The organism is Lysinibacillus sp. NPDC097162 (assembly GCF_044762185.1).
Lineage (GTDB): Bacteria > Bacillota > Bacilli > Bacillales_A > Planococcaceae > Lysinibacillus.
The window spans coordinates 86,672-106,259 of the sequence record NZ_JBIWDT010000005.1 but is presented as its reverse complement, the minus strand read 5'-3'; the positions used below and the strand labels follow the sequence as shown (position 1 = coordinate 106,259).

Sequence of the window (19,588 nt, the reverse complement as noted above, 5' to 3'; positions counted from 1 at the left end):
GTAAATTCAGTTGTTTTTATTAAGTAAGTATAATAAAATAACTCACATAAAGAAAAAAACAAACTATTCGGAGGTATTTACTATGAGTTTATTTTTGGTAGAATCAACAGTTAGTGAAATAACGAACAAAGAGCAATTTGCAGCATTAGTAGAGCGTGTAGGACAAGAGCAGGATGTAACTGTTATCGAAGTACAAGTCGCAAAGGATTTTAGTCGTGCGTACTTTATCGTGGAGGCAAATGAAGAATCTCAAGTAACAACTGCACTAGCAGCTCAAAACATTCAAACAGATTTAGTAAAAGAAGTTCGCCTAGTTGGGAAAGAGCTGGATGAAGTTAAAACAAATCAAGAAGTTGTGAACTATTTAGTAGAGTGGGAAATTCCAGCAGAAATTACAATGGATCAATATTTAGCACGTAAAAAGAAAAACTCCGTTCACTATGAAGAAGTACCAGAAGTACATTTTTCTCGCACATATGTATGTGAAGATATGACAAAGTGCCTGTGCTTCTATGACGCACCAGACGAAGCAGCTGTAAAACGTGCTCGTGAGGCAGTGCAAACACCAATTACGTCTTTAACTGAATTAGCTGATAAGTAAAGGATAGGAGTGGAAACCATGGCAGTAGATGCAGTAGCTTTACAAACGTTAATTGAAGAAAAATTAAAACCGTTCGTAAAAAAGATTGATGAGGAAGCTTATTACGCGGAGGATTTTTTATTGGAGCTCGGCAAGGCTGGGTTTTTTGCTTCAACACAAAAAGATGAACAAACAACGCTATTAGATGAGCTAACGATTGTACAAGAGACAGCGAAAGTTTGTATGACAACTGCATTTTGCCTATGGTGCCACCTTGCCGCTTTAACTTACTTACGTAAAACGAATAATATGCAATTACGTGAAAATATTTTACCATTACTAGAACGTGGAGAAGTACTTGGTGCGACAGGTTTATCGAATCCGATGAAGTTTTATGCTGGACTAGAGAAGCTTCATTTATCAGCTGAGCGTGTGGATGGTGGCTATGTCGTAAATGGAGTGTTACCCGCTGTTTCAAACTTAGCGGCGAATCACTGGTTCGGGGCGATTGCCCATAACGGTGAGCAGGAAGTGATGGTATTCGTTAATACAGACAATGAGAACATTACACTAAAGGAAAAAATCCACTTTTTAGGTGTCAACGGCAGTGCGACCTATACATGTAAGTTTGACAACGTGTTTGTTGCTGATAACTATATCATTGCACAAGATGCAAGCACATTTGTAGATACTATTCGCCCGATATTTGTACTGTATCAAATCCCGCTAGGTTTTGGTGTTGTAGACTCAGCCATTGAAGGGATAGAAAAAGTTAAAGCTAAACAAAATGGTTGTAATGAATATTTGCAAGTTCAAGCGGATGAACTAACAGAAAATCTACACTCATTACAAGAAACACTTCAAGCACTAATTCAATCTGGTGAAGTAAATTTACAAGCAATTTGTCAGCTTCGTTTACAAGTCGTTTATAATACATTGGCTGCAGTGCAGGCCAACTGCTCCATAATGGCTCAGCGGGTTATATTGCAGGAAGTACACCATCACGTAAGCTACGCGAGGCCTACTTCTTTGCTAATTTAACACCGACAGTTAGACAGCTTGAGAAGATGACGGCAACAGCGAAAGCGAAATAGAGAATGAAGAAACCTTGACTGGCGTTATTGAGTCAAGGTTCTTTTTTATGAATGGACTCATCCATTCATGTTTATTTCAGAAAAACATACAGTGTATATAGAGCGTAATTAGGACAAAAGGAAAGGGGATCGCGTGGATAAGTCTAAATCAAATCAGGGCAAAGATTTGACTGAGAATGCGAAGGATCAACAACTAGAGGCATTTCGCGTTAATAATGATGGGAAAAAGATGACGACCAATCAAGGGCTGAAGGTTTCCAATGATGAAGATTCATTGAAAGCTGGCGTTCGTGGACCAACCATTATGGAGGATTTTCATTTTCGGGAAAAAATGACGCATTTTGACCATGAGCGGATTCCTGAACGAGTTGTACATGCTAGAGGATTTGCCGCGCACGGAGAGTTTGAACTATATGAGTCGATGAAAGAGTATACGAGAGCAAATTTTTTACAGGAGCCTGGGAAAAAGACGCCTGTATTTGTTAGATTTTCTACAGTCGTAGGGAGCTTAGGCTCAATGGATACGGCTCGTGATGTACGTGGGTTTGCAACAAAATTTTACACTGAAGAGGGCAATTATGATTTAGTCGGCAACAATATCCCAGTGTTTTTTATTCAGGATGCTATTAAGTTTCCGGATTTAATTCATGCTGTAAAGCCTGAGCCTCATAATGATATGCCACAAGCGGCTTCTGCACACGATACGTTTTGGGATTTTGTTGCAAATAATCAGGAAATAGCACATATGATTATGTGGCATATGTCTGATCGAACGATTCCTAGAAGTTTTCGGATGATGGAAGGCTTCGGTGTGCATACGTTCCGTTTTGTAAATGACAAAGGTAGATCCAGATTTGTGAAATTTCATTGGAAGCCAGTGTTAGGTGTGCACTCTCTAGTTTGGGATGAAGCGCAAATTATTGGGGGCAAGGATTCCGATTTTCAACGGCGAGATTTATGGGAATCAATTGAAATTGGGGATTTTCCAGAGTATGAGCTTGGTGTCCAGATGATCGAGCCCGAGGAAGAATTTAGATTTGATTTTGATATTTTAGATGCAACAAAACTATGGCCAGAAGAGCTAGTACCTGTCAAAAGAATCGGAAAAATGACATTGAATCGCAATGTGGATAATGTTTTTGCTGAAACCGAGCAAGTCGCTTTTCACCCTGGAAATGTTGTGCCGGGCATTGATTTTACAAATGATCCGCTGCTACAAGGTCGCTTATTTTCTTATATCGATACACAACTTCTTCGTCTAGGCGGACCAAACTTTGCTGAGATTCCTATTAATAGGCCAGTTTGCCCGATTCATAATAACCAACGAAATGGATTCAGTCGACAAACGATTAATATGGGAAAGGTTAGCTATCATAAAAATTCACTTGCAGGCAATACTCCTTCAACATCAACTGCAAAAGAAGGAGGATTTGTGCATTATGAAGAAAAGGTAGAGGGACGTATTACAAGGACTCGAAGTAAGTCCTTTAATGACCATTTCTCACAAGCTCGCCTATTTTGGAATAGTATGTCGCCACCTGAAAAGCAGCATATCATTGACGCCTTTAGCTTCGAGGTAGGAAAGGTAAAAAGTAAATACGTTCGCCAGCAAGTCGTTGATATGTTTGTCCGTGTTGATAAAGAGATGGCTACAATAGTTGCTGATAATATTGGCGTTAATCGACCTACAGGTGAGCAATCAAACGTTACTATATCATCACCTGCACTAAGTCAGGCAAATACTGTAAAATTGCCACAGACACTTAAAGTGGGGGTATTAATAGGTGATGGATTTGATGCCAATGAGGTTGGAGAAGTACTGAAGTTTTTAACAAGGAACGGTGTTCGATATAGCATCATTTCTGACAGACTCGGTGTTGTGAAAGGCACTAATGGTGTACAGTTAACAGCGAGTGATACATTTATTACGACCGATGCGGTGCTATTTGATTCCTTATATGTTGTCGGAGTTCGAGCTGACAATCAAGCAAAGTTTAACACCTATATTGTCAATTATATTAATGAGGCGTACAGACATTTTAAACCAATTGGTATTGCTTCAACAGGAACAACGTTTTTCAATATGTCGAATGCAAACGTAGGGCCAGGCATTATTTTAGCAACTGGAAATGCTGGATTTGCCAAAAAATTTGTAGATGCCATTGCCCAGCAACGCTTTTGGCAGCGCAATATTTATTAATGATTTCATTTGCTATCGGCGCTATCGTTGGGTTTAGCGGCGCTATCGTTGAGTTTATCGGCGATAGAAGTGGGTTTACCGGCGCTAGGGAGTATCCTTTGGGCGATATGAGTAAGTTTATCTGCGATAGAGAGTATCCAATCCTGTATTAATAAAGAGACTGTTCTATACGAACAGTCTCTTTCAGTCTGTCATTATTTCGTATATACTTGTATGTGGACTATAGTTTGGGAAAGGGACCAATATTATGAAATATATAAGGAAAATACTATTATTTGTTGTACTTGTTTGCTTCTTTATCGCAATGTCAGATCAGGCAATGGCAGCAAAGGCAACAAAATTTTATGAATATAGTAATGCCAAAGGTGTTACGGTCATTAACTATCATTCATTTGGTGAGTATAAGGAAATAGCTAATATAAATATTAATGAAAAGCTATTTCGGGAACAGTTGAAGATGCTTAAGGACAATGGCTATTCAACACTTACGGAAGAGCAGCTAATCGCATATTTACAAGGGCACGGTCGCATTCCTGAGAAATCTGTATTTTTAACGATAGATGATGGCTATGAAAGTGTATATAAAATTGCTTACCCTATATTAAAAGAAATGGGCATGCAGGCGACATTGTTTGTTATCGTAAATGATGTGGAGACAGGTGCTAGAAAAAATGTACCAATGTTGAACTGGCAACAAATAAAGGAAATGTCCGATTCTGCTATTATGCATATCGGCAACCATACATATGATTTACATTGGCGAGGGAGCAATGATAAGTCAAAACATGAGGCAATGATACTTAATCAGAAGAAAAATGGAGAGCCCCTTACAAATGAGGAGCGACTTCAATACATTCAAGAGGATATTACAAAAGCACATCAATTAATTGAAAAATATACAGGGATAGCGCCTAAATCCTTTGCGTATCCATATGGTGTTTATGATCGAGTAGCCGAGCAAGCTATTAAAAAGGCGGGTTACACGATCGATTACTCTACACAGGGTGGCTATAATTTATTTGGACAAGGAACCGTTCATATTAAACGAATTGATTCTAGCAATCGAGTGTCAGCCCATGATTTAAAAAAGATTTTAGAAAAAAACAATACACATGCGGAGCAACAATATCGACAACGGGATATTCAAGTAGAAGCACAAGTTACATCAAATAAAGTGATAGTAAAAGCTTGGTTGAAAAGTGATATGAATAAAGGACCACTGCAAGCTAAAGAGACGCGGTTTGAACTTTATAAAATGGTGAATGGTGAGCGTCAGCTACAACGTGAATTTGGCAGTTACCGATTGGCGGCAAGTACGAATGCAAGAGTGATGTCAACAGAAGAAAATATTGCAAATTACGAAGCAGGAGGCTATTCCGTTAAAACGATTATTATTAAACAAGACGGAAGTAAAGAAGTTTTCTGGATTAATTTCAATAAATAATAAAAACCGCTATGCATCGCGGAAATATTGTGATGTTCCGCGGGAATCCCGCTTCAATTCGCGGAAATCCGGCTTCGTTACGCGGAAATCCGGCTTCGTTACGCGGGAATATAGTGATGTACCGCGGAAATCCGGCTTCGTTACGCGGGAATATAGTGATGTTCCGCGGAAATCCCGCTTCATCCCGCGGAATTACTTTGCTTCAAATAAATCCCGCTATACGCCCATATCCACCTAGTACTACTAGAAGTCTCTCATGTGAGAGGCTTTTTTCATTATGTGAATTTCACCGTCGTATCTTAAGAAAGATATGTCATTGCATTGAAATTTTGTAAATGTTAAGGTGGTAAATGAGGTGAATAGACGTGGAACAATTTGATATCGCTATTATTGGCGCAGGTCCAGGAGGATATGTGTCAGCAATTCATGCAGCTAAAAGTGGTATGAAAGTAGCTTTGGTAGAACGTGATAAAGTGGGGGGAGCTTGCTATAATGTTGGCTGTATTCCTTCGAAAATTTTGTTAGAGCACAGTAAATTAGTGCAAGAAATACAACGTGGTAACGATTGGGGGATTGAAACGCCAGTCGTTAATGTAAACTTCCCTCGTTTAATGCAGCGTAAAAATACAATCGTTCAAGAGCTTTTAGAAAATATAGAACAGTACATTGCGAGCAATCATATTACATTTTACCGCGGAGAGGCGTCGGTAGCTGCCGATTTAACGGTAACGGTCGGTCAAGAAACTTTTGCAGCGAAAGATATTATTTTAGCAACTGGTAGTAAGCCATTTGTGCCGCCATTTAAAGGGCTAGAAAATTCATCATATTATACAACGGATACATTTTTTGATATGAAAGAACTTCCACAACAGCTAACGATTATTGGTGGAGGAGTCATTGCCGTAGAAATGGCATTTAGCTTAGCACCACTTGGAACAAAAGTTACGATGTTGAATCATAGTGAAGATATTTTACAAACGGAAGAACCAGATGCACGACCGATTATTCGGGAGAAAATGAGAAATATCGGTATCGAACTTGTGACAAACTTTCAATTTGAGCAATTTAATGGCAATGAAATTCATACATCTAAAGGAATCTATACATACGAAAACTTATTATTTGCAACGGGACGTCGTCCAAATACGGAAATTGCACAACAGCTAGAGCTTGATTTTGATGGTCGTTTAATAGCGGTAAATAAGCATTATGAAACGAGTCATCCACATATTTACGCAATAGGTGACTTAGTGGGAGGCTATCAGTTAGCACATGCTGCTAGTGCGGAAGGTATTTATGTTGTGGATTATATTTTGGGGGCTAAACGAGCGTTGGTTGACCAAGCACTTATTCCGCGTTGTGTTTACACCCATCCTGAAATTGCAACGTTTGGTTTGTTAGAGGATCAAGTTCATCAAGCGTATACGGTGACAAAAATGCCAATTAACACAAATCCAAAGGCGTTGATGGAAGGAAATGTGGAAGGTTTTGTAAAGCTTGTTGTAACGCAGGAGGAAGGGCATATTTTAGGGGCATGTGTTGTTGCTGATGGTGCTACAGAAATACTCAATGCTATTTTAGCGACGAAAAATGCTGGTGGTACTGCAAATGAATTAGCAAATATGATTTTTCCTCACCCTACAGTATCAGAGCATATTGGAGATGCTGCAAAAGCGGTATTCGGTAAAGCGATTCATCAATAAAATTAAATGGAGAGAAGGTTGTTCACATATTGTTGTGGCAACCTTTTTGTATTCAAATATAAATTCCAATAAAGCTTATTGACTTTATCTAATATTATGGTAAATTAAGTTTATAAGATTACTTGGTATTAGACGATATACGCTGACTAGACATCTAGAGGCTTCTATTTTTCACAACGGCTTAGTTGTTGACTGTAAATATAGAAGCCTCTTTTTGTGTCAACGGGAGAAATTAACGCCAGTAATAAATGACCACTTTGTTAATGATGACAAAATAAATATTTCTTAATTTATCGGGAATGCCTACTACTTCGAGATGGGGTAGTAAATTATTTAATAAAATATAGGGAGTGAGCGAGATGACAAAAGTAGTGATTATTAATGGCAGTAATACGAGGTATTCGCGTGTGACGGCGATTCAGGAGAAGGTCGAGTGTTTTTTCTCAGCTCAAAGTACAACAATACACACAATTCACGTACATGAACTGCCAGCTGCTGCGTTAATAACTGCAAACTTTGCAAGTGAAGACATTAAAGCAGAAAATCAAAAGGTGGAGGAAGCAGATATTGTTGTCATTTTAACACCTATATATAAAGCATCTTACTCAGGAATATTAAAAACCTACTTAGATTTATTGCCACAAAAAGCGTTAGCAGGTAAAAAGATTTTACCTATAGCAGTGGGTGGCTCTATTGGGCATTTACTTGCGTTAGAATATGCTCTAAAACCAGTATTGGCTGTATTAGGGGCAACAGATATTGCCCATTCCGTTTATATTATCGACAAGCAAATTATACGTTTAGAGGACGGCAGCTTTGCTATTGAGGAGGAAGCTATTAATCGTCTAGAGATTGAACTTAAAAAAATACAGCACACTGTAGCTGTGAACTAACATAAAAGCGCATCATAGGAAATAGCCACCTATGATGCGCTTTTTATTAATTTACTTCAGGTTCCTCCAATAAAGTGTCTTTCTCCGACTGCATTGTAGAAAGATATAAAAAAGCCTCATCTTGCAATAACGATAATTTTTCTTCACATATCCCGTGTGATAATGCTCCTGAAAAAATGGATTCCCACCAAGTTCCTGTTGTCGTTGTCATTCTCTACGCCCCCGTTTCGATTCGATATGTAATTGTATATTTCCCGAGTTTCTCAAAAAAAAACATGGCATCATTAGTTACTATTTCTGTTTTTTTACATCATCCCCTATTTCAGAAGGAGGATTTTTATCCTTCAATGTTGTATCGTATAGACAAAGATAGTTTGTTTCAAAAAAGACAAAACTATGTATCGCAATTTTAAAAAAGGGGTGTTTATTTATGAATTTTACGCCACAAGATGTTGAAAATATGATTACAGAGCAGCGACAATTTTATTTTTCTCGCGCTACAAAAGATGTAAAGTTTCGAAAAAATCAATTATTGAACTTAAAGAAAAGTATTTTAAAGTATGAAAAGGATATTATAAAGGCATTGTTTTTAGACTTAAGAAAAAGTGAGTTCGAAGCATATGCAACAGAAATTGGCATTGTCCTTGATAGTATTTCTTATATGGTGAAAAATTTAGAGGAATGGGTGAAGCCTGAAACGGCTAAAACGCCAATTCACCTTCAAATGGGGAAAAGCTTTATTGTTCGAGAGCCGTATGGTGTGACGTTAATTATTGGGCCATTTAATTATCCATTTCAGCTTGTGATGGAGCCTTTAATTGGTGCAATTATTGGTGGGAATACAGCGATTGTAAAGCCCTCTGAAACGTCTGTGCATACAGCAAATATTGTGAGAAAAATTATTGAAGAGACATTCGATCCTTCCTATATACGTGTTGTAGAAGGTGAAAAAGAAGAAGTAACCGCACTTATTCATGCTTCGTTTGATTATATATTTTTTACAGGAAGTGTAGCGGTCGGTAAAATAGTGGCGAAAGCGGCAGCTGAACGGTTAACTCCGATAGCACTCGAACTTGGTGGTAAAAGCCCAGCAATAGTCGACCAAACGGCCAATTTAGAAGTTGCTGCAAAACGAATCGCTTGGGGAAAATTCACAAATACTGGTCAAACGTGTGTAGCTCCAGACTATTTACTTGTCCATAAAGACGTTTATGATCGATTTATGAAATTGTTAAAGGACACTGTCCGTTCTTTCTACGGTAAAAATGCGATAAAAAGCCCGGATTACGGTCGTATTGTAAATGTAAGACAGTTTGATCGTCTGCAAAAAATTTTAGTGGAGGAGCGGGACACAATTACATATGGAGGGCGAACAGATCGTGATGATTTATATATTGAGCCTACCATAATTGAATATGTGGAGTGGTCAAGTCCTTCAATGCAAGATGAGCTATTTGGACCGATTTTACCAGTAATGGTATATGATGATTTACGACTTGCCATACATCAAATTCGTCAATTGCCTAAACCTTTAGCTGCTTATTTTTTCTCTGAACATGAAAAAGCCATTCAATACTTTTTAGAGGAGCTACCTTTTGGTGGTGGCTGTATAAATGATACGGTAACACATGTAGGTAATCAGCATTTGCCATTTGGTGGGGTTGGTCCTTCAGGGATTAATGCCTATCATGGAAAGGCAAGCTTTGATAATTTTACACATCCAAAATCGATATTAAAAAAATCTTCAAAGCTCGAAACAAATATTCTTTTCCCGCCATATAAACAAAAGGTTAAACTTATTCGTACTATTATGAAGTAATGCTGAGGGAGGTGTCTTGTATGTTTAGACACCTCCAACCTCATTGTTTTCTGCTGGTGGTAGTTTTATTTTTATAGTTGAACCACAGTTTAACTTGCTTTCAATAGCAATTGTGCCGCCATGTTCCTGAATAATCTTGTTTGTTATGAGCATACCAAGGCCTGTTCCTGTTGACTTGGTCGTATAAAAAGGTTCAAAAATACGCTTAATTAGTGCCTCGGACATTCCAACACCATTATCTGTAATTGTCACCATAATTAATCCTTCCGCATCTTTAGCAATGAAAATAATAATTTCTCCTTCAGTTGTACGTGCTTCAATTGCTTCAATGGCATTTTTAATAATATTAATGAATACCTGTTTTAACTGATTTTCATTAGCTAAAATTTGGTTATCTTCGCTGACGATATGTAGTGAAAAGGTAATGTTATGTTTTTGAAATTCGAGATGAAATAGTTGACTAATACTGTTAATCACGTCGTCAATCGATACGACTTTTAATTGTTCAACATGAGGCTTGGACAGCACTAAAAATTCACCAATAATTAAGTTAATTCGTTCGATTTCAGATTGAATTATTTCAGTATATGCATAGCAGGTTGAATCTTTTTCCGTACTCATCATTTGAACAAAGCCGGATATAACGGCCATAGGATTACGGATTTCATGTGCTACCCCAGCTGCTATTTCGCCTGCCATTTTTAGCTTTTCTGATTGTAGTAAAAGTAGTTCATTTTCCTTTTTATAAGAAATATCGCGTGAAATAGCAGAAATAGCTATCATTTTGTTTGTGCGATCATAGATAGGTGAGAGTGAAATTTCGACATCGAAAACAGTACCATCTTTACGCATATCTTGTGTTTCTAACAGTTTAAAGCTTTTTCCTTCTAATAAACTTGCATAGCGCTGTTCAGCTTCCAAAACATTTTCTGGAGGGACAAGAGGGATGCTCTTGCCAACAATTTCTGCACTTGTCCAACCATATACTTCCTCAAAAGCAGGATTTACATCAATGACGCGATTATCTAAACTAAAAACCGCAATACAATCATTTGCATGTTGGAAAAACAAATGCAAATAGGCTTCTTGCGAAAGTAGCTCTTGTTTTTTCTGTAAGTTCATCTCATTTAGTCGATACCAAAAATGTTGTAAATGGCGAGATTGAATCCAACCTACAATAGTAAGTAACAGTACAACAAAAATAAATGTTTCGAAGTAGCGTGGATGGACAATAAATTCACTGGAAATGCGGTGAAAATAAGAAAGAGCTATAATTTCCAGCAAAGAAACAATACTAATTAAAGTATTCAATTTTATCGATTGGTAAATAGTTATTAATAATATATAGAAAATAAAGCAAATAAAACTAGTTAAGGAAATGCTGAGAATATTAAGATAAACAATGGCAATATTGCCTGAAATAATTATTACCCATTGCATTGCAATTGGTTTAATTTTAAAAATTTTACCAGCTAGTAGAGGTAGAAATATTATTAACAACACACCGATCAGTACTTCGAGGTTACTATAGAGATCTAGCATAATGAGCACTCCATAGGCAAAAATAGCTGTCACATAAAATAGCAAGATAATCTCATTGCGCATACGTAATAATTCCAATTGTTGCATATTTAGCACCTCAATTTTTAATCGATATTCCCATCATACATGATTCATTGTTGTCGATAAATGCCGATTTTTGATAAGATAGGAAAAATCCAACTTAATTTTTAAAATGGTAGCGTTTTCATTTAAAAAACGTTTCGTGAGGCATTTCATTTCTAGGCGAATAAGTAGTAAAATAAATTCATTAGGTAAGTGGGGGTATTCAGATTGTCTTTTTTTGTCGAAAAACAAGAAATGATGAAATGAATGTTGAGATTGATTGGAGGACTATGAAATGTATGCAGAGGAATTGTTAAGTGCATTACCTTTGAAAAAAATAATTGGCGTGTTACCGGATCAAGTGACGGATATCGTTATCGATTCTCGAAGTGTGCAACCGAACAGCATGTTTGTATGTATTAAAGGTTACACAGTGGATGGCCATGATTATGCGCAAAGAGCTGTTGAAGGTGGTGCAACTATTGTTGTCACAGAACGAGAACTACCATTAGCAGATGCGATTGCACAAGTTGTTGTGAAGGATACAGATCGTGCAGTTGGTTTGTTAGCTGCTAAGTTTTTTGATTACCCTTCAAAAGATATGACAATGATTGGTGTAACAGGGACGAATGGTAAAACATCTGTAACAGGTATTATTCAAAATATCATGCACGGTATGGGCGAGAAATCTGCATTAACAGGAACGATTGGTTTTAATTTAAATGGTATTTTATATGAATCGGCAAATACTACAAGTGATGCATTATCGACGCAACAAATGATTTTCCGTGCAAAAATGGAAGGCTGCCGTTTAATGACAATGGAGGTTTCTTCACATGGATTAGCACTTGGTCGTTTAGCTGGTGTTGATTATGATGTTGCAATTTTTACGAATCTTACTCATGATCATCTTGATTTCCATGGTACGATGGAGGAATATGGGAATGCAAAAGGCTTATTATTCTCTCAACTTGGACAAGACTTAGAAAAAAATAAACTAGTTGTGCTCAATGCGGATGATGCTTGGTCAGAACGCTATGCAGCAATGACACCGTTCCCAGTATGGACTTATGGATTAAACGATGAGACAGCTGATTTCCGTGCCATTAATTGTGAGTACCATGATTACATGACTTCATTTGATGTAGTTATGCCTGAAGGAATATTTCCTGTGAAAATGCATTTACTTGGTGAGTTCAATATTTATAATGTTCTTGCTGCAATGGTTGCATTTTATGGCAGAGGCTATTCAATGGACGCAATTATTGAACAGATAGAGCAATTACCACCAGTAAAAGGACGTATGGAAAAAGTTTGCTCAGATTTGCCAGTGCAAATTTTTGTCGATTATGCGCATACACCAGATGCTATTGAAAAGGCGATTGCCGCAGCTACGCCATATAAAAAAGGTAAGCTTATTTTCTTAGTTGGTACAGGTGGTAATCGTGATAAATCTAAGCGCCCTGCAATGGCTGAAAAAGCATCTGCAGCTGATTATGTAATTTTAACGACAGATGACCCGCGCTATGAAGATTACGATAGTATTACAGGTGATCTTGCTAAAGGTATGCTGCATAAAAACTATGCCTGTATTGGAGACCGTGCAGAAGCAGTCCGTCATGCAATAGAGATAGCTGAACCAGGCGATATGATTATTTTTGCTGGTAAAGGACATGAAGATTATCAAATTATTGAAAATACGAAATATCCACATAGTGATGCGGAAATTGCTATAGAGGCAGGACACTTAAAATTTGTCTAAATTAATTTGTGTCACAACCTTCTATGCGATGAAGGGGAACAGCTAGTGCAAGAAGATATTTCTTCCGACAAGCCCTTCCTTGCAAGTCAGCGTAGTGGAGGCTTCTACGCTCGCACAAAATGTAAACGTATTGTATATGTTTTAATGAATAAAATATTACTTATTGACAGTCTGAACCCTTTTAGTAGTGACTAAAGGGTTTTCTTTTTGGTGAATTCATGTAAAAAGGTTGTACGAAGGGCTAGACTTCTTTTATTATTAGTAGGTATGAAAAAAGGAGAATGAAGAGATGACTTCAAATTTAGAAAAAGATATATTAGCACGACGTACGTTCGCTATTATCAGCCACCCGGATGCTGGGAAAACGACGATTACGGAAAAGCTTTTACTTTTTGGCGGAGCGATTCGTGACGCAGGTACAGTAAAAGGTAAAAAATCAGGGAAATTTGCAACATCGGACTGGATGGAAATTGAAAAACAACGTGGTATTTCGGTAACATCTTCTGTTATGCAGTTTGATTATAGTGGTTCGCGCGTTAATATTTTAGATACACCAGGACACCAAGATTTCTCTGAGGATACGTATCGTACATTAATGGCAGTAGATAGTGCTGTCATGGTTGTAGATGCTGCTAAAGGGATTGAGGCACAAACATTAAAACTATTTAAAGTTTGTAAAATGCGCGGTATTCCGATTTTTACATTTATCAATAAATTAGACCGTCAAGGGAAAGAGCCACTTGAACTAATCGAAGAGCTTGAAGAAGTGCTTGGTATTCAAGCCTACCCAATGAACTGGCCAATCGGTATGGGGAAAGAATTCCTTGGTATTTATGACCGTTATAACAAACGTATTGAGCAATTCCGTACTGATGAGGGCGAACGTTTCCTACCAATCGATGAGAACGGTGAGTTAGCAGTTGACAATCCAATGAAAGTCACTTCATATTACTCACAAGCGATGGATGACATTATGCTACTTAATGAAGCAGGAAATGCCTATTCAGAAGAAAAAATTCGCCGCGGTGAATTAACACCTGTGTTCTTCGGTTCTGCTTTAACAAACTTTGGGGTACAAACATTCCTTGAAACGTATTTAAAATTTGCTCCAACACCTCAACCTCGTATTACAGAAGATGAGCAGTTCATTGACCCTGTTGAGCATCCAGAGTTTTCGGGCTTTATTTTCAAAATTCAAGCCAATATGAATCCTGCACACCGTGACCGTATTGCCTTTGTACGTATCGTATCTGGTAAATTCGAGCGCGGTATGAATATGACGCTATCTCGTACAGGTAAATCTTTTAAAGTGACACAGTCTACACAGTTTTTAGCTGACGACCGTGAAACAGTTGATGTAGCGGTGGCTGGAGATATTATTGGATTATATGATACAGGCACATATCAAATTGGTGACACTGTCGTAGGTGGTAAGAAAACGTTCCAATTTGAAAAATTACCTCAGTTCACACCAGAGCTATTTGTTCGTGTGACAGCGAAAAACGTAATGAAATCGAAGCAATTCCATAAAGGGATTTTACAATTGGTGCAAGAGGGTGCCATTCAATATTACAAAACACTTCATACAGAAGAAGTTATTTTAGGTGCAGTTGGTCAATTACAATTTGAAGTATTTGAGCACCGCATGAAAAATGAATACAATGTTGAAGTAAGAATGGAACCAATTGGTTCAAAAATGGCACGTTGGATTGAAAATGAAGAAGATGTAAAAGAATCGATGTCTTCAAGTCGTTCAATGCTTGTAAAAGACCGCTTTGACAATCTTGTTTTCCTATTTGAAAATGAATTTGCTATGCGTTGGTTCTCAGATAAAAACGAAAACATCAAATTATATAGCCTTCTATAAAAAGAAACACGAATCGACATTTCATCGATTCGTGTTTTTTTACAAGGAAAATTAGAGATTGATGTAGAATATATACAATATAAGGAAATGTTTAATCATTATGAGTACTGGCATCATTGCGCTACAGGCGGACGCTTTCCGCGGGCAAGCACCGAGCCGCTTCCCTCGCTACGCTCAGTCCAGGGTCTCGGTTTGCTTGCTTTTCCCGCAGGAGTCGCCGCCTTCCGCTCCATTGAAATATTTTATTTCTCAAAAAAACAATGATGAAAATGCGAATTATGAAATTGTTTCAATATAATGTATTTATTTATAAAAAATCCCCCTTTTCGGCTATCATAGGAAAGAAGAGAAAGAAAAGGAGTATATACAATGAACATTAGTAACTTTTCGATTAAAAGGCCTGTTTTTACACTTGTTTCGATGCTACTAATAATTATTTTAGGTGGCGTCTCATTGTTAAAAATTCCAATCACTTTAATTCCCGAATTAAATCCACCAATTGGTGTCGTTGTTACCTCCTATCCTGGTGCGAGCTCAACGGAAGTAAATGAAAAGGTAACGAAACCTTTAGAGGCGACATTGGCCACCTTGCCAGGCATTAAAAAACTTCAATCTACCTCTCAGGAAGGTTCAAATTTAATTGTGCTAGAGTTTAATTGGACAACGGATATTGACGAGGTTCAACTCGATATTTTACAGCGAATCGATATGACACCGCTACCGAATGATGCACAAAAGCCAAGTTTTTTAAAATTTGACCCGTCACAATTTCCAATCATTCAGCTTTCTTTACGTGCAGAAAATGATCAGGTGGACGTGCGTATATTAGCGGAATCATTAGAAAAAGAGCTTCGTCGTACTAATGGAGTAGCGAGTGTAAACGTATCCGGCAAGCTGGTAGAAGAAGTACAAGTAACATTGGATGAATCGAAATTAATTGCAAAAGGCTTAACCCAAGCTGATATTATTCAAATTATTCAAACGAATAATGTGTCACTGCCTGGAGAACCTGTATTAACTGCTGATGGCAAAATGTTGACGACACGTATTGTTAGTACGTTAACAAAACCAGAAGATATTGCGGATTTAATTGTCTCCGTCAATCCGATAGATGGTAAAACACTAACGGTAGGAGATGTAGCGACCGTCGAGCGCGCGGAGCAAAAATCTTTAACAGAAACGCGTGCTAATGACCATCCAGCTGTATTAATGTCTGTTTTGCAAGAGTCTGGGGCAAATACTGCTGAAGTATCAAAAGCGTTCCAACAATCTTTACATGACTTACTAGCACAGGAACAATATAAAGGTGTAGTAGCAGACATATTAGTAGATCAAGGTAATTACGTGAATTTAGCGATAAGTAACATAGGTTCTTCATTACTATTAGGTGGCTTATTTGCAATGCTTGTGCTATTTATGTTTTTACGAGGTGTGAAAAGCCCAATTATCATTGGTATTGCTATACCATATTCAGTCATCGTCACATTTGTATTAATGTATTTTGCTCACTTTACTCTCAATATTATGACATTAGGCGCGCTAGCATTAGGCATTGGGATGCTCGTTGATAATGCGATTGTAGTAATTGAAAATGTGGAACGGCATTTAGGGCTTGGTAAGAAACCAATAGAAGCAGCAATGCAAGGCACTAAGGAAGTGGCGCTAGCCATAACAGCATCTACATTGACAACAATTGCTGTGTTCATTCCAGTAATGTTTATCGAAGGTTTAATTGGGCAAATCTTTACGGAATTTGCACTTACGATTTCATTCAGCTTAATTGCCTCGCTATTAGTAGCATTAACAGTTGTACCAATGTTGGCAAGTCGTCTGTTAAAAATGAAAGACAAAAATATAAATGAAATTCGAAAAGCATCGTCCTTTTATAAGCACTATAATGCATCCGTTGTTTGGGTATTAAAGCATCGTTTATTGGTCATTTTTTCGGCTGTTATCCTCTTTAGTTTATCGGTGTTTGGCTTATCGAGAATTGGTACGGAATTTTTACCAGCAACAGATGAAGGTTTTGCTTCTATTAGTGTAGATCTTGATAGAGGGGCTGCAGTCACTAAAACGGAACAGGTTGTCGCAGCAATAGAGGAGCGTTTGAAAAAAGAGCAAGATGTTGACGTCTATGTTAGCCTAATTGGCGGTACGCAGCAGTCGCAATCACGTGGACAAACAACTGCAAATCGAGCGGAAATTTATGTGAAGCTAGTACCACTTGCAGATCGTAAACGCTCAATTTTTGAATTTGTAGAAGAGGTAGAAAAGGATTTAAACAAAGAGCTAGGCGAGCAAGTTGAAATTACATTTAATGTTTCTACATCGTCAGGTTCATCTCCAAATACATTGACATTCCGATTAACCGATTCAAATGAACAACGTTTACAAGAGTCAGTTGAAAAAGTACAGCAAGAGCTAAAGCGCATTAACGTTGTCACAAATGTAATGACAGATTTAGATAATACAGTTCAAGAAATTCAAATTGAAGTAGACCGTGAAAAAGCTAAGGATTACGGCTTTTTACCGGCACAAATAGCCCAAACGGTTAATCAAATGACAAAGGGACAGCTGACAACTCAAATGATTGCTGATGATGGAGCTGTGTTATCGGTGTATACAGGCTTTGGACAAGCATTTAATGAAAGTGTCGAGTCCTTAAAGGCAATGGAGATTCGTTCTCCTGCAGGTCTATTTGTTACGCTTGATGAAATTGCAAACGTATCTATACAAGAAGGGCCAGTATCCATTAGACGTTCTGATCAGGCTGCCGCAGTTGCATTTTTCATTGATTATACAGCGAAGGAGTCACTAGGTGGTATTTCAAAGGAGGTCGATAAGGCTCTTGAAAAAGCTAATTTACCTTCTGAAACGCAAGTTGTTTTTAGTGGCGATCGAGAGCTTTATGATAGTGCAATTGATGACATGCTTTTAGCCGTTGCTTTAGCTGTAGTGCTTGTTTATATTGTAATGGCAGCGCAGTTTGAGTCATTTAAATATCCTTTCGTTATTATGTTTACGGTACCACTTATGATTATTGGTGTTACGATTGCAATGTTTGCTACAAAAACACTACTTGGTGTGACATCTGTTATTGGTATTTTGGTTCTCGTTGGCATTGTTGTGAATAACGGTATTGTACTTGTCGATTATATAAATCAGCAAAAGATGAATGGCATGAAGTCATATGATGCGATTTTACTTGCTACACAAGATCGACTGCGTCCAATATTAATGACAGCATTAACGACAATATTAGGTTTGCTACCATTAGCACTTAGTATTGGTGAAGGTACCGAGATGAACCAGCCTATGGGCATTGTTGTAATTGGAGGGCTTATTACTTCGACTTTGCTGACATTATATATAGTGCCAGCTGTTTATAGCTTAATGGATAAAGAAACTAGAAAATTGCCTTAAGTACAAGGGGGAAATGAGATATGGGTGTTCATTTTTTTACGGGTTTTCCAGGATTCATTTCAAGTCAATTAATACGAGAGCTATTTCAAAAAAATAAAACGCAAAAGGTTATCGCAATAGTGCTAGCAGGGGAATTACCAAAAGCAACTGTTGAAAAAGGCAAGATAGAAGTAGACTATCCTCATTGTACGATACAGATTGTCGAAGGGGACATTACACTACCTAATTTAGGGATGACAAATCAAATAGTACAGGAATTACTGCCTCAAATTGAAGTGTTTTGGCATTTAGCAGCTATTTATGATTTAGCGGTTCCTAGAGATATCGCATGGAAGGTCAACGTACATGGAACAGCGATGGTAAATGATTTTGTACGTACACTTCCAAATTTAAAGCGGTATATGTATTTTAGTACAGCATATGTTGCTGGGCTGCGTGAAGGGATTTTACGTGAAAATGAATTAGTCCGACCGCCTGCTTTTAAAAACTATTATGAGGAAACAAAATATGAGGCAGAGCATCGTGTAGAAGATTTAAAGTCGGAGATACCTATAACGATTATTAGACCAGGAATTGTGCGTGGACATTCAGAGACTGGGGAAACGATTAAATTTGATGGACCATATTTCTTTTTAAATATGGTGGATAAATTAAAACGTTTACCGTTTATACCTTATATAGGGCTGTCGAGCTCAGCCATCAATGTTGTGCCGGTTGATTATATTATAAATGCCGCAACTTATATAGTGGATGAGAAAAGCGCAGAAGGCAAAACGCTACATTTAACAGATCCGAACCCACATCCTGTACAAGAGGTATATCGCACAATGGTAAAGTTATTAACGGATCATTATCCTAAAGGACGTTTTCCTTTGTCGTTTGCAAAAAAATCGTTAAAAATACCTTTCATTCGAAAGTTGCTAGGTGTCGAGCAAGAATCTTTAGATTATTTAACTTGGAATGCTGTCTTTGATACAGCAGAAGCGGTTGCTATTTTACAAAAAGGAAATATTACATGTCCTGATTTTATACAAACAATGCCGAAGATGGTGGATTTTTATCTAGCACATAAAGACGATAAAAACTATCATATTCAAATTAAATAATGATGGATTTCTTTGTCAGCTTTAAATGATAGTGCTATAATAAACGAACAAAAGAAATATCCTTAGACATTTTGTTAAAGGGGAGTAGCTAG

The 19,588-nt window shown here is 37.6% G+C and carries 13 protein-coding genes; 11 read left to right on the top strand and 2 right to left on the bottom strand.

What is annotated here, in order from left to right:
• Window positions 1-82 precede the first annotated feature (82 nt).
• The 6 genes from ACIQXW_RS18795 to ssuE all read left to right on the top strand — a co-directional run bounded on the left by ACIQXW_RS18795 (window position 83) and on the right by ssuE (window position 7,914).
• A complete protein-coding gene (locus ACIQXW_RS18795; protein ID WP_402764648.1) occupies window positions 83-601 on the top strand; it encodes a DUF4242 domain-containing protein in 519 nt (172 codons plus the stop codon).
• 18 nt (window positions 602-619) lie between these two features.
• The gene (locus ACIQXW_RS18790) at window positions 620-1,621 is read left to right on the top strand and encodes an acyl-CoA dehydrogenase family protein (protein WP_402764645.1); all 1,002 of its coding nucleotides are present in this window, start codon (window positions 620-622) and stop codon (window positions 1,619-1,621) included.
• 186 nt (window positions 1,622-1,807) lie between these two features.
• Window positions 1,808-3,874 carry a catalase gene (locus ACIQXW_RS18785; RefSeq protein ID WP_402764642.1) on the top strand — a complete coding sequence of 689 codons (2,067 nt, stop codon included), beginning with the start codon at window positions 1,808-1,810 and terminating at the stop codon, window positions 3,872-3,874.
• Between the two features lie 247 nt (window positions 3,875-4,121).
• Entirely contained in the window at window positions 4,122-5,318 is a 1,197-nt protein-coding gene (locus tag ACIQXW_RS18780) for a polysaccharide deacetylase family protein (protein ID WP_402764639.1), read from the top strand.
• Window positions 5,319-5,683: 365 nt separating this feature from the next.
• Window positions 5,684-7,021: a dihydrolipoyl dehydrogenase gene (lpdA, locus tag ACIQXW_RS18775; protein WP_402764636.1), complete on the top strand. Its 1,338-nt coding sequence runs from the start codon at window positions 5,684-5,686 to the stop codon at window positions 7,019-7,021.
• A 359-nt stretch (window positions 7,022-7,380) separates the two neighbouring features.
• Complete coding sequence (ssuE, locus tag ACIQXW_RS18770) at window positions 7,381-7,914, top strand: NADPH-dependent FMN reductase (RefSeq protein ID WP_340826190.1); 534 nt, start codon at window positions 7,381-7,383, stop codon at window positions 7,912-7,914.
• A gap of 46 nt (window positions 7,915-7,960) precedes the next feature.
• On the opposite strand, the gene ACIQXW_RS18765 is transcribed toward ssuE, so the two are convergent.
• Window positions 7,961-8,125: a hypothetical protein gene (locus ACIQXW_RS18765; RefSeq protein WP_340826189.1), complete on the bottom strand. Its 165-nt coding sequence runs from the start codon at window positions 8,123-8,125 to the stop codon at window positions 7,961-7,963.
• Window positions 8,126-8,344: 219 nt separating this feature from the next.
• Here ACIQXW_RS18765 and ACIQXW_RS18760 point away from each other — a divergent pair, with 219 nt between their 5' ends.
• Window positions 8,345-9,733 (top strand): aldehyde dehydrogenase, encoded by a 1,389-nt coding sequence (locus ACIQXW_RS18760; protein WP_402764632.1) that lies wholly within the window; start codon window positions 8,345-8,347, stop codon window positions 9,731-9,733.
• A 24-nt stretch (window positions 9,734-9,757) separates the two neighbouring features.
• Here the strand turns inward: ACIQXW_RS18760 and ACIQXW_RS18755 are convergent, their stop codons facing one another.
• Complete coding sequence (locus ACIQXW_RS18755) at window positions 9,758-11,362, bottom strand: two-component system sensor histidine kinase NtrB (RefSeq protein ID WP_401021312.1); 1,605 nt, start codon at window positions 11,360-11,362, stop codon at window positions 9,758-9,760.
• Between the two features lie 271 nt (window positions 11,363-11,633).
• Between ACIQXW_RS18755 and ACIQXW_RS18750 the strand changes: the two genes are divergently transcribed.
• The 4 genes from ACIQXW_RS18750 (at window position 11,634) to ACIQXW_RS18735 (ending at window position 19,496) form a co-directional block, all read left to right on the top strand.
• Entirely contained in the window at window positions 11,634-13,100 is a 1,467-nt protein-coding gene (locus ACIQXW_RS18750; protein ID WP_401021315.1) for a UDP-N-acetylmuramoyl-L-alanyl-D-glutamate--2,6-diaminopimelate ligase, read from the top strand.
• A gap of 289 nt (window positions 13,101-13,389) precedes the next feature.
• Window positions 13,390-14,967, top strand: coding sequence for a peptide chain release factor 3 (locus ACIQXW_RS18745; RefSeq protein WP_340826184.1), 1,578 nt, complete (start codon window positions 13,390-13,392; stop codon window positions 14,965-14,967).
• A gap of 369 nt (window positions 14,968-15,336) precedes the next feature.
• Window positions 15,337-18,390 carry an efflux RND transporter permease subunit gene (locus ACIQXW_RS18740; protein ID WP_402764628.1) on the top strand — a complete coding sequence of 1,018 codons (3,054 nt, stop codon included), beginning with the start codon at window positions 15,337-15,339 and terminating at the stop codon, window positions 18,388-18,390.
• A 20-nt stretch (window positions 18,391-18,410) separates the two neighbouring features.
• Complete coding sequence (locus tag ACIQXW_RS18735) at window positions 18,411-19,496, top strand: SDR family oxidoreductase (protein ID WP_402764625.1); 1,086 nt, start codon at window positions 18,411-18,413, stop codon at window positions 19,494-19,496.
• Window positions 19,497-19,588: the final 92 nt, after the last annotated feature.

Coding starts and splice junctions, on each gene's coding strand:
- ACIQXW_RS18745 (WP_340826184.1), top strand. CDS start 13,390: ATGACTTCAAATTTAGAAAAAGATATATTAGCACGACGTACGTTCGCT.
- ACIQXW_RS18780 (WP_402764639.1), top strand. CDS start 4,122: ATGAAATATATAAGGAAAATACTATTATTTGTTGTACTTGTTTGCTTC.
- ACIQXW_RS18795 (WP_402764648.1), top strand. CDS start 83: ATGAGTTTATTTTTGGTAGAATCAACAGTTAGTGAAATAACGAACAAA.
- ACIQXW_RS18790 (WP_402764645.1), top strand. CDS start 620: ATGGCAGTAGATGCAGTAGCTTTACAAACGTTAATTGAAGAAAAATTA.
- ACIQXW_RS18765 (WP_340826189.1), bottom strand. CDS start 8,125: ATGACAACGACAACAGGAACTTGGTGGGAATCCATTTTTTCAGGAGCA.
- ACIQXW_RS18755 (WP_401021312.1), bottom strand. CDS start 11,362: ATGCAACAATTGGAATTATTACGTATGCGCAATGAGATTATCTTGCTA.
- ACIQXW_RS18735 (WP_402764625.1), top strand. CDS start 18,411: ATGGGTGTTCATTTTTTTACGGGTTTTCCAGGATTCATTTCAAGTCAA.
- ACIQXW_RS18740 (WP_402764628.1), top strand. CDS start 15,337: ATGAACATTAGTAACTTTTCGATTAAAAGGCCTGTTTTTACACTTGTT.
- ACIQXW_RS18760 (WP_402764632.1), top strand. CDS start 8,345: ATGAATTTTACGCCACAAGATGTTGAAAATATGATTACAGAGCAGCGA.
- ACIQXW_RS18750 (WP_401021315.1), top strand. CDS start 11,634: ATGTATGCAGAGGAATTGTTAAGTGCATTACCTTTGAAAAAAATAATT.
- ssuE (WP_340826190.1), top strand. CDS start 7,381: ATGACAAAAGTAGTGATTATTAATGGCAGTAATACGAGGTATTCGCGT.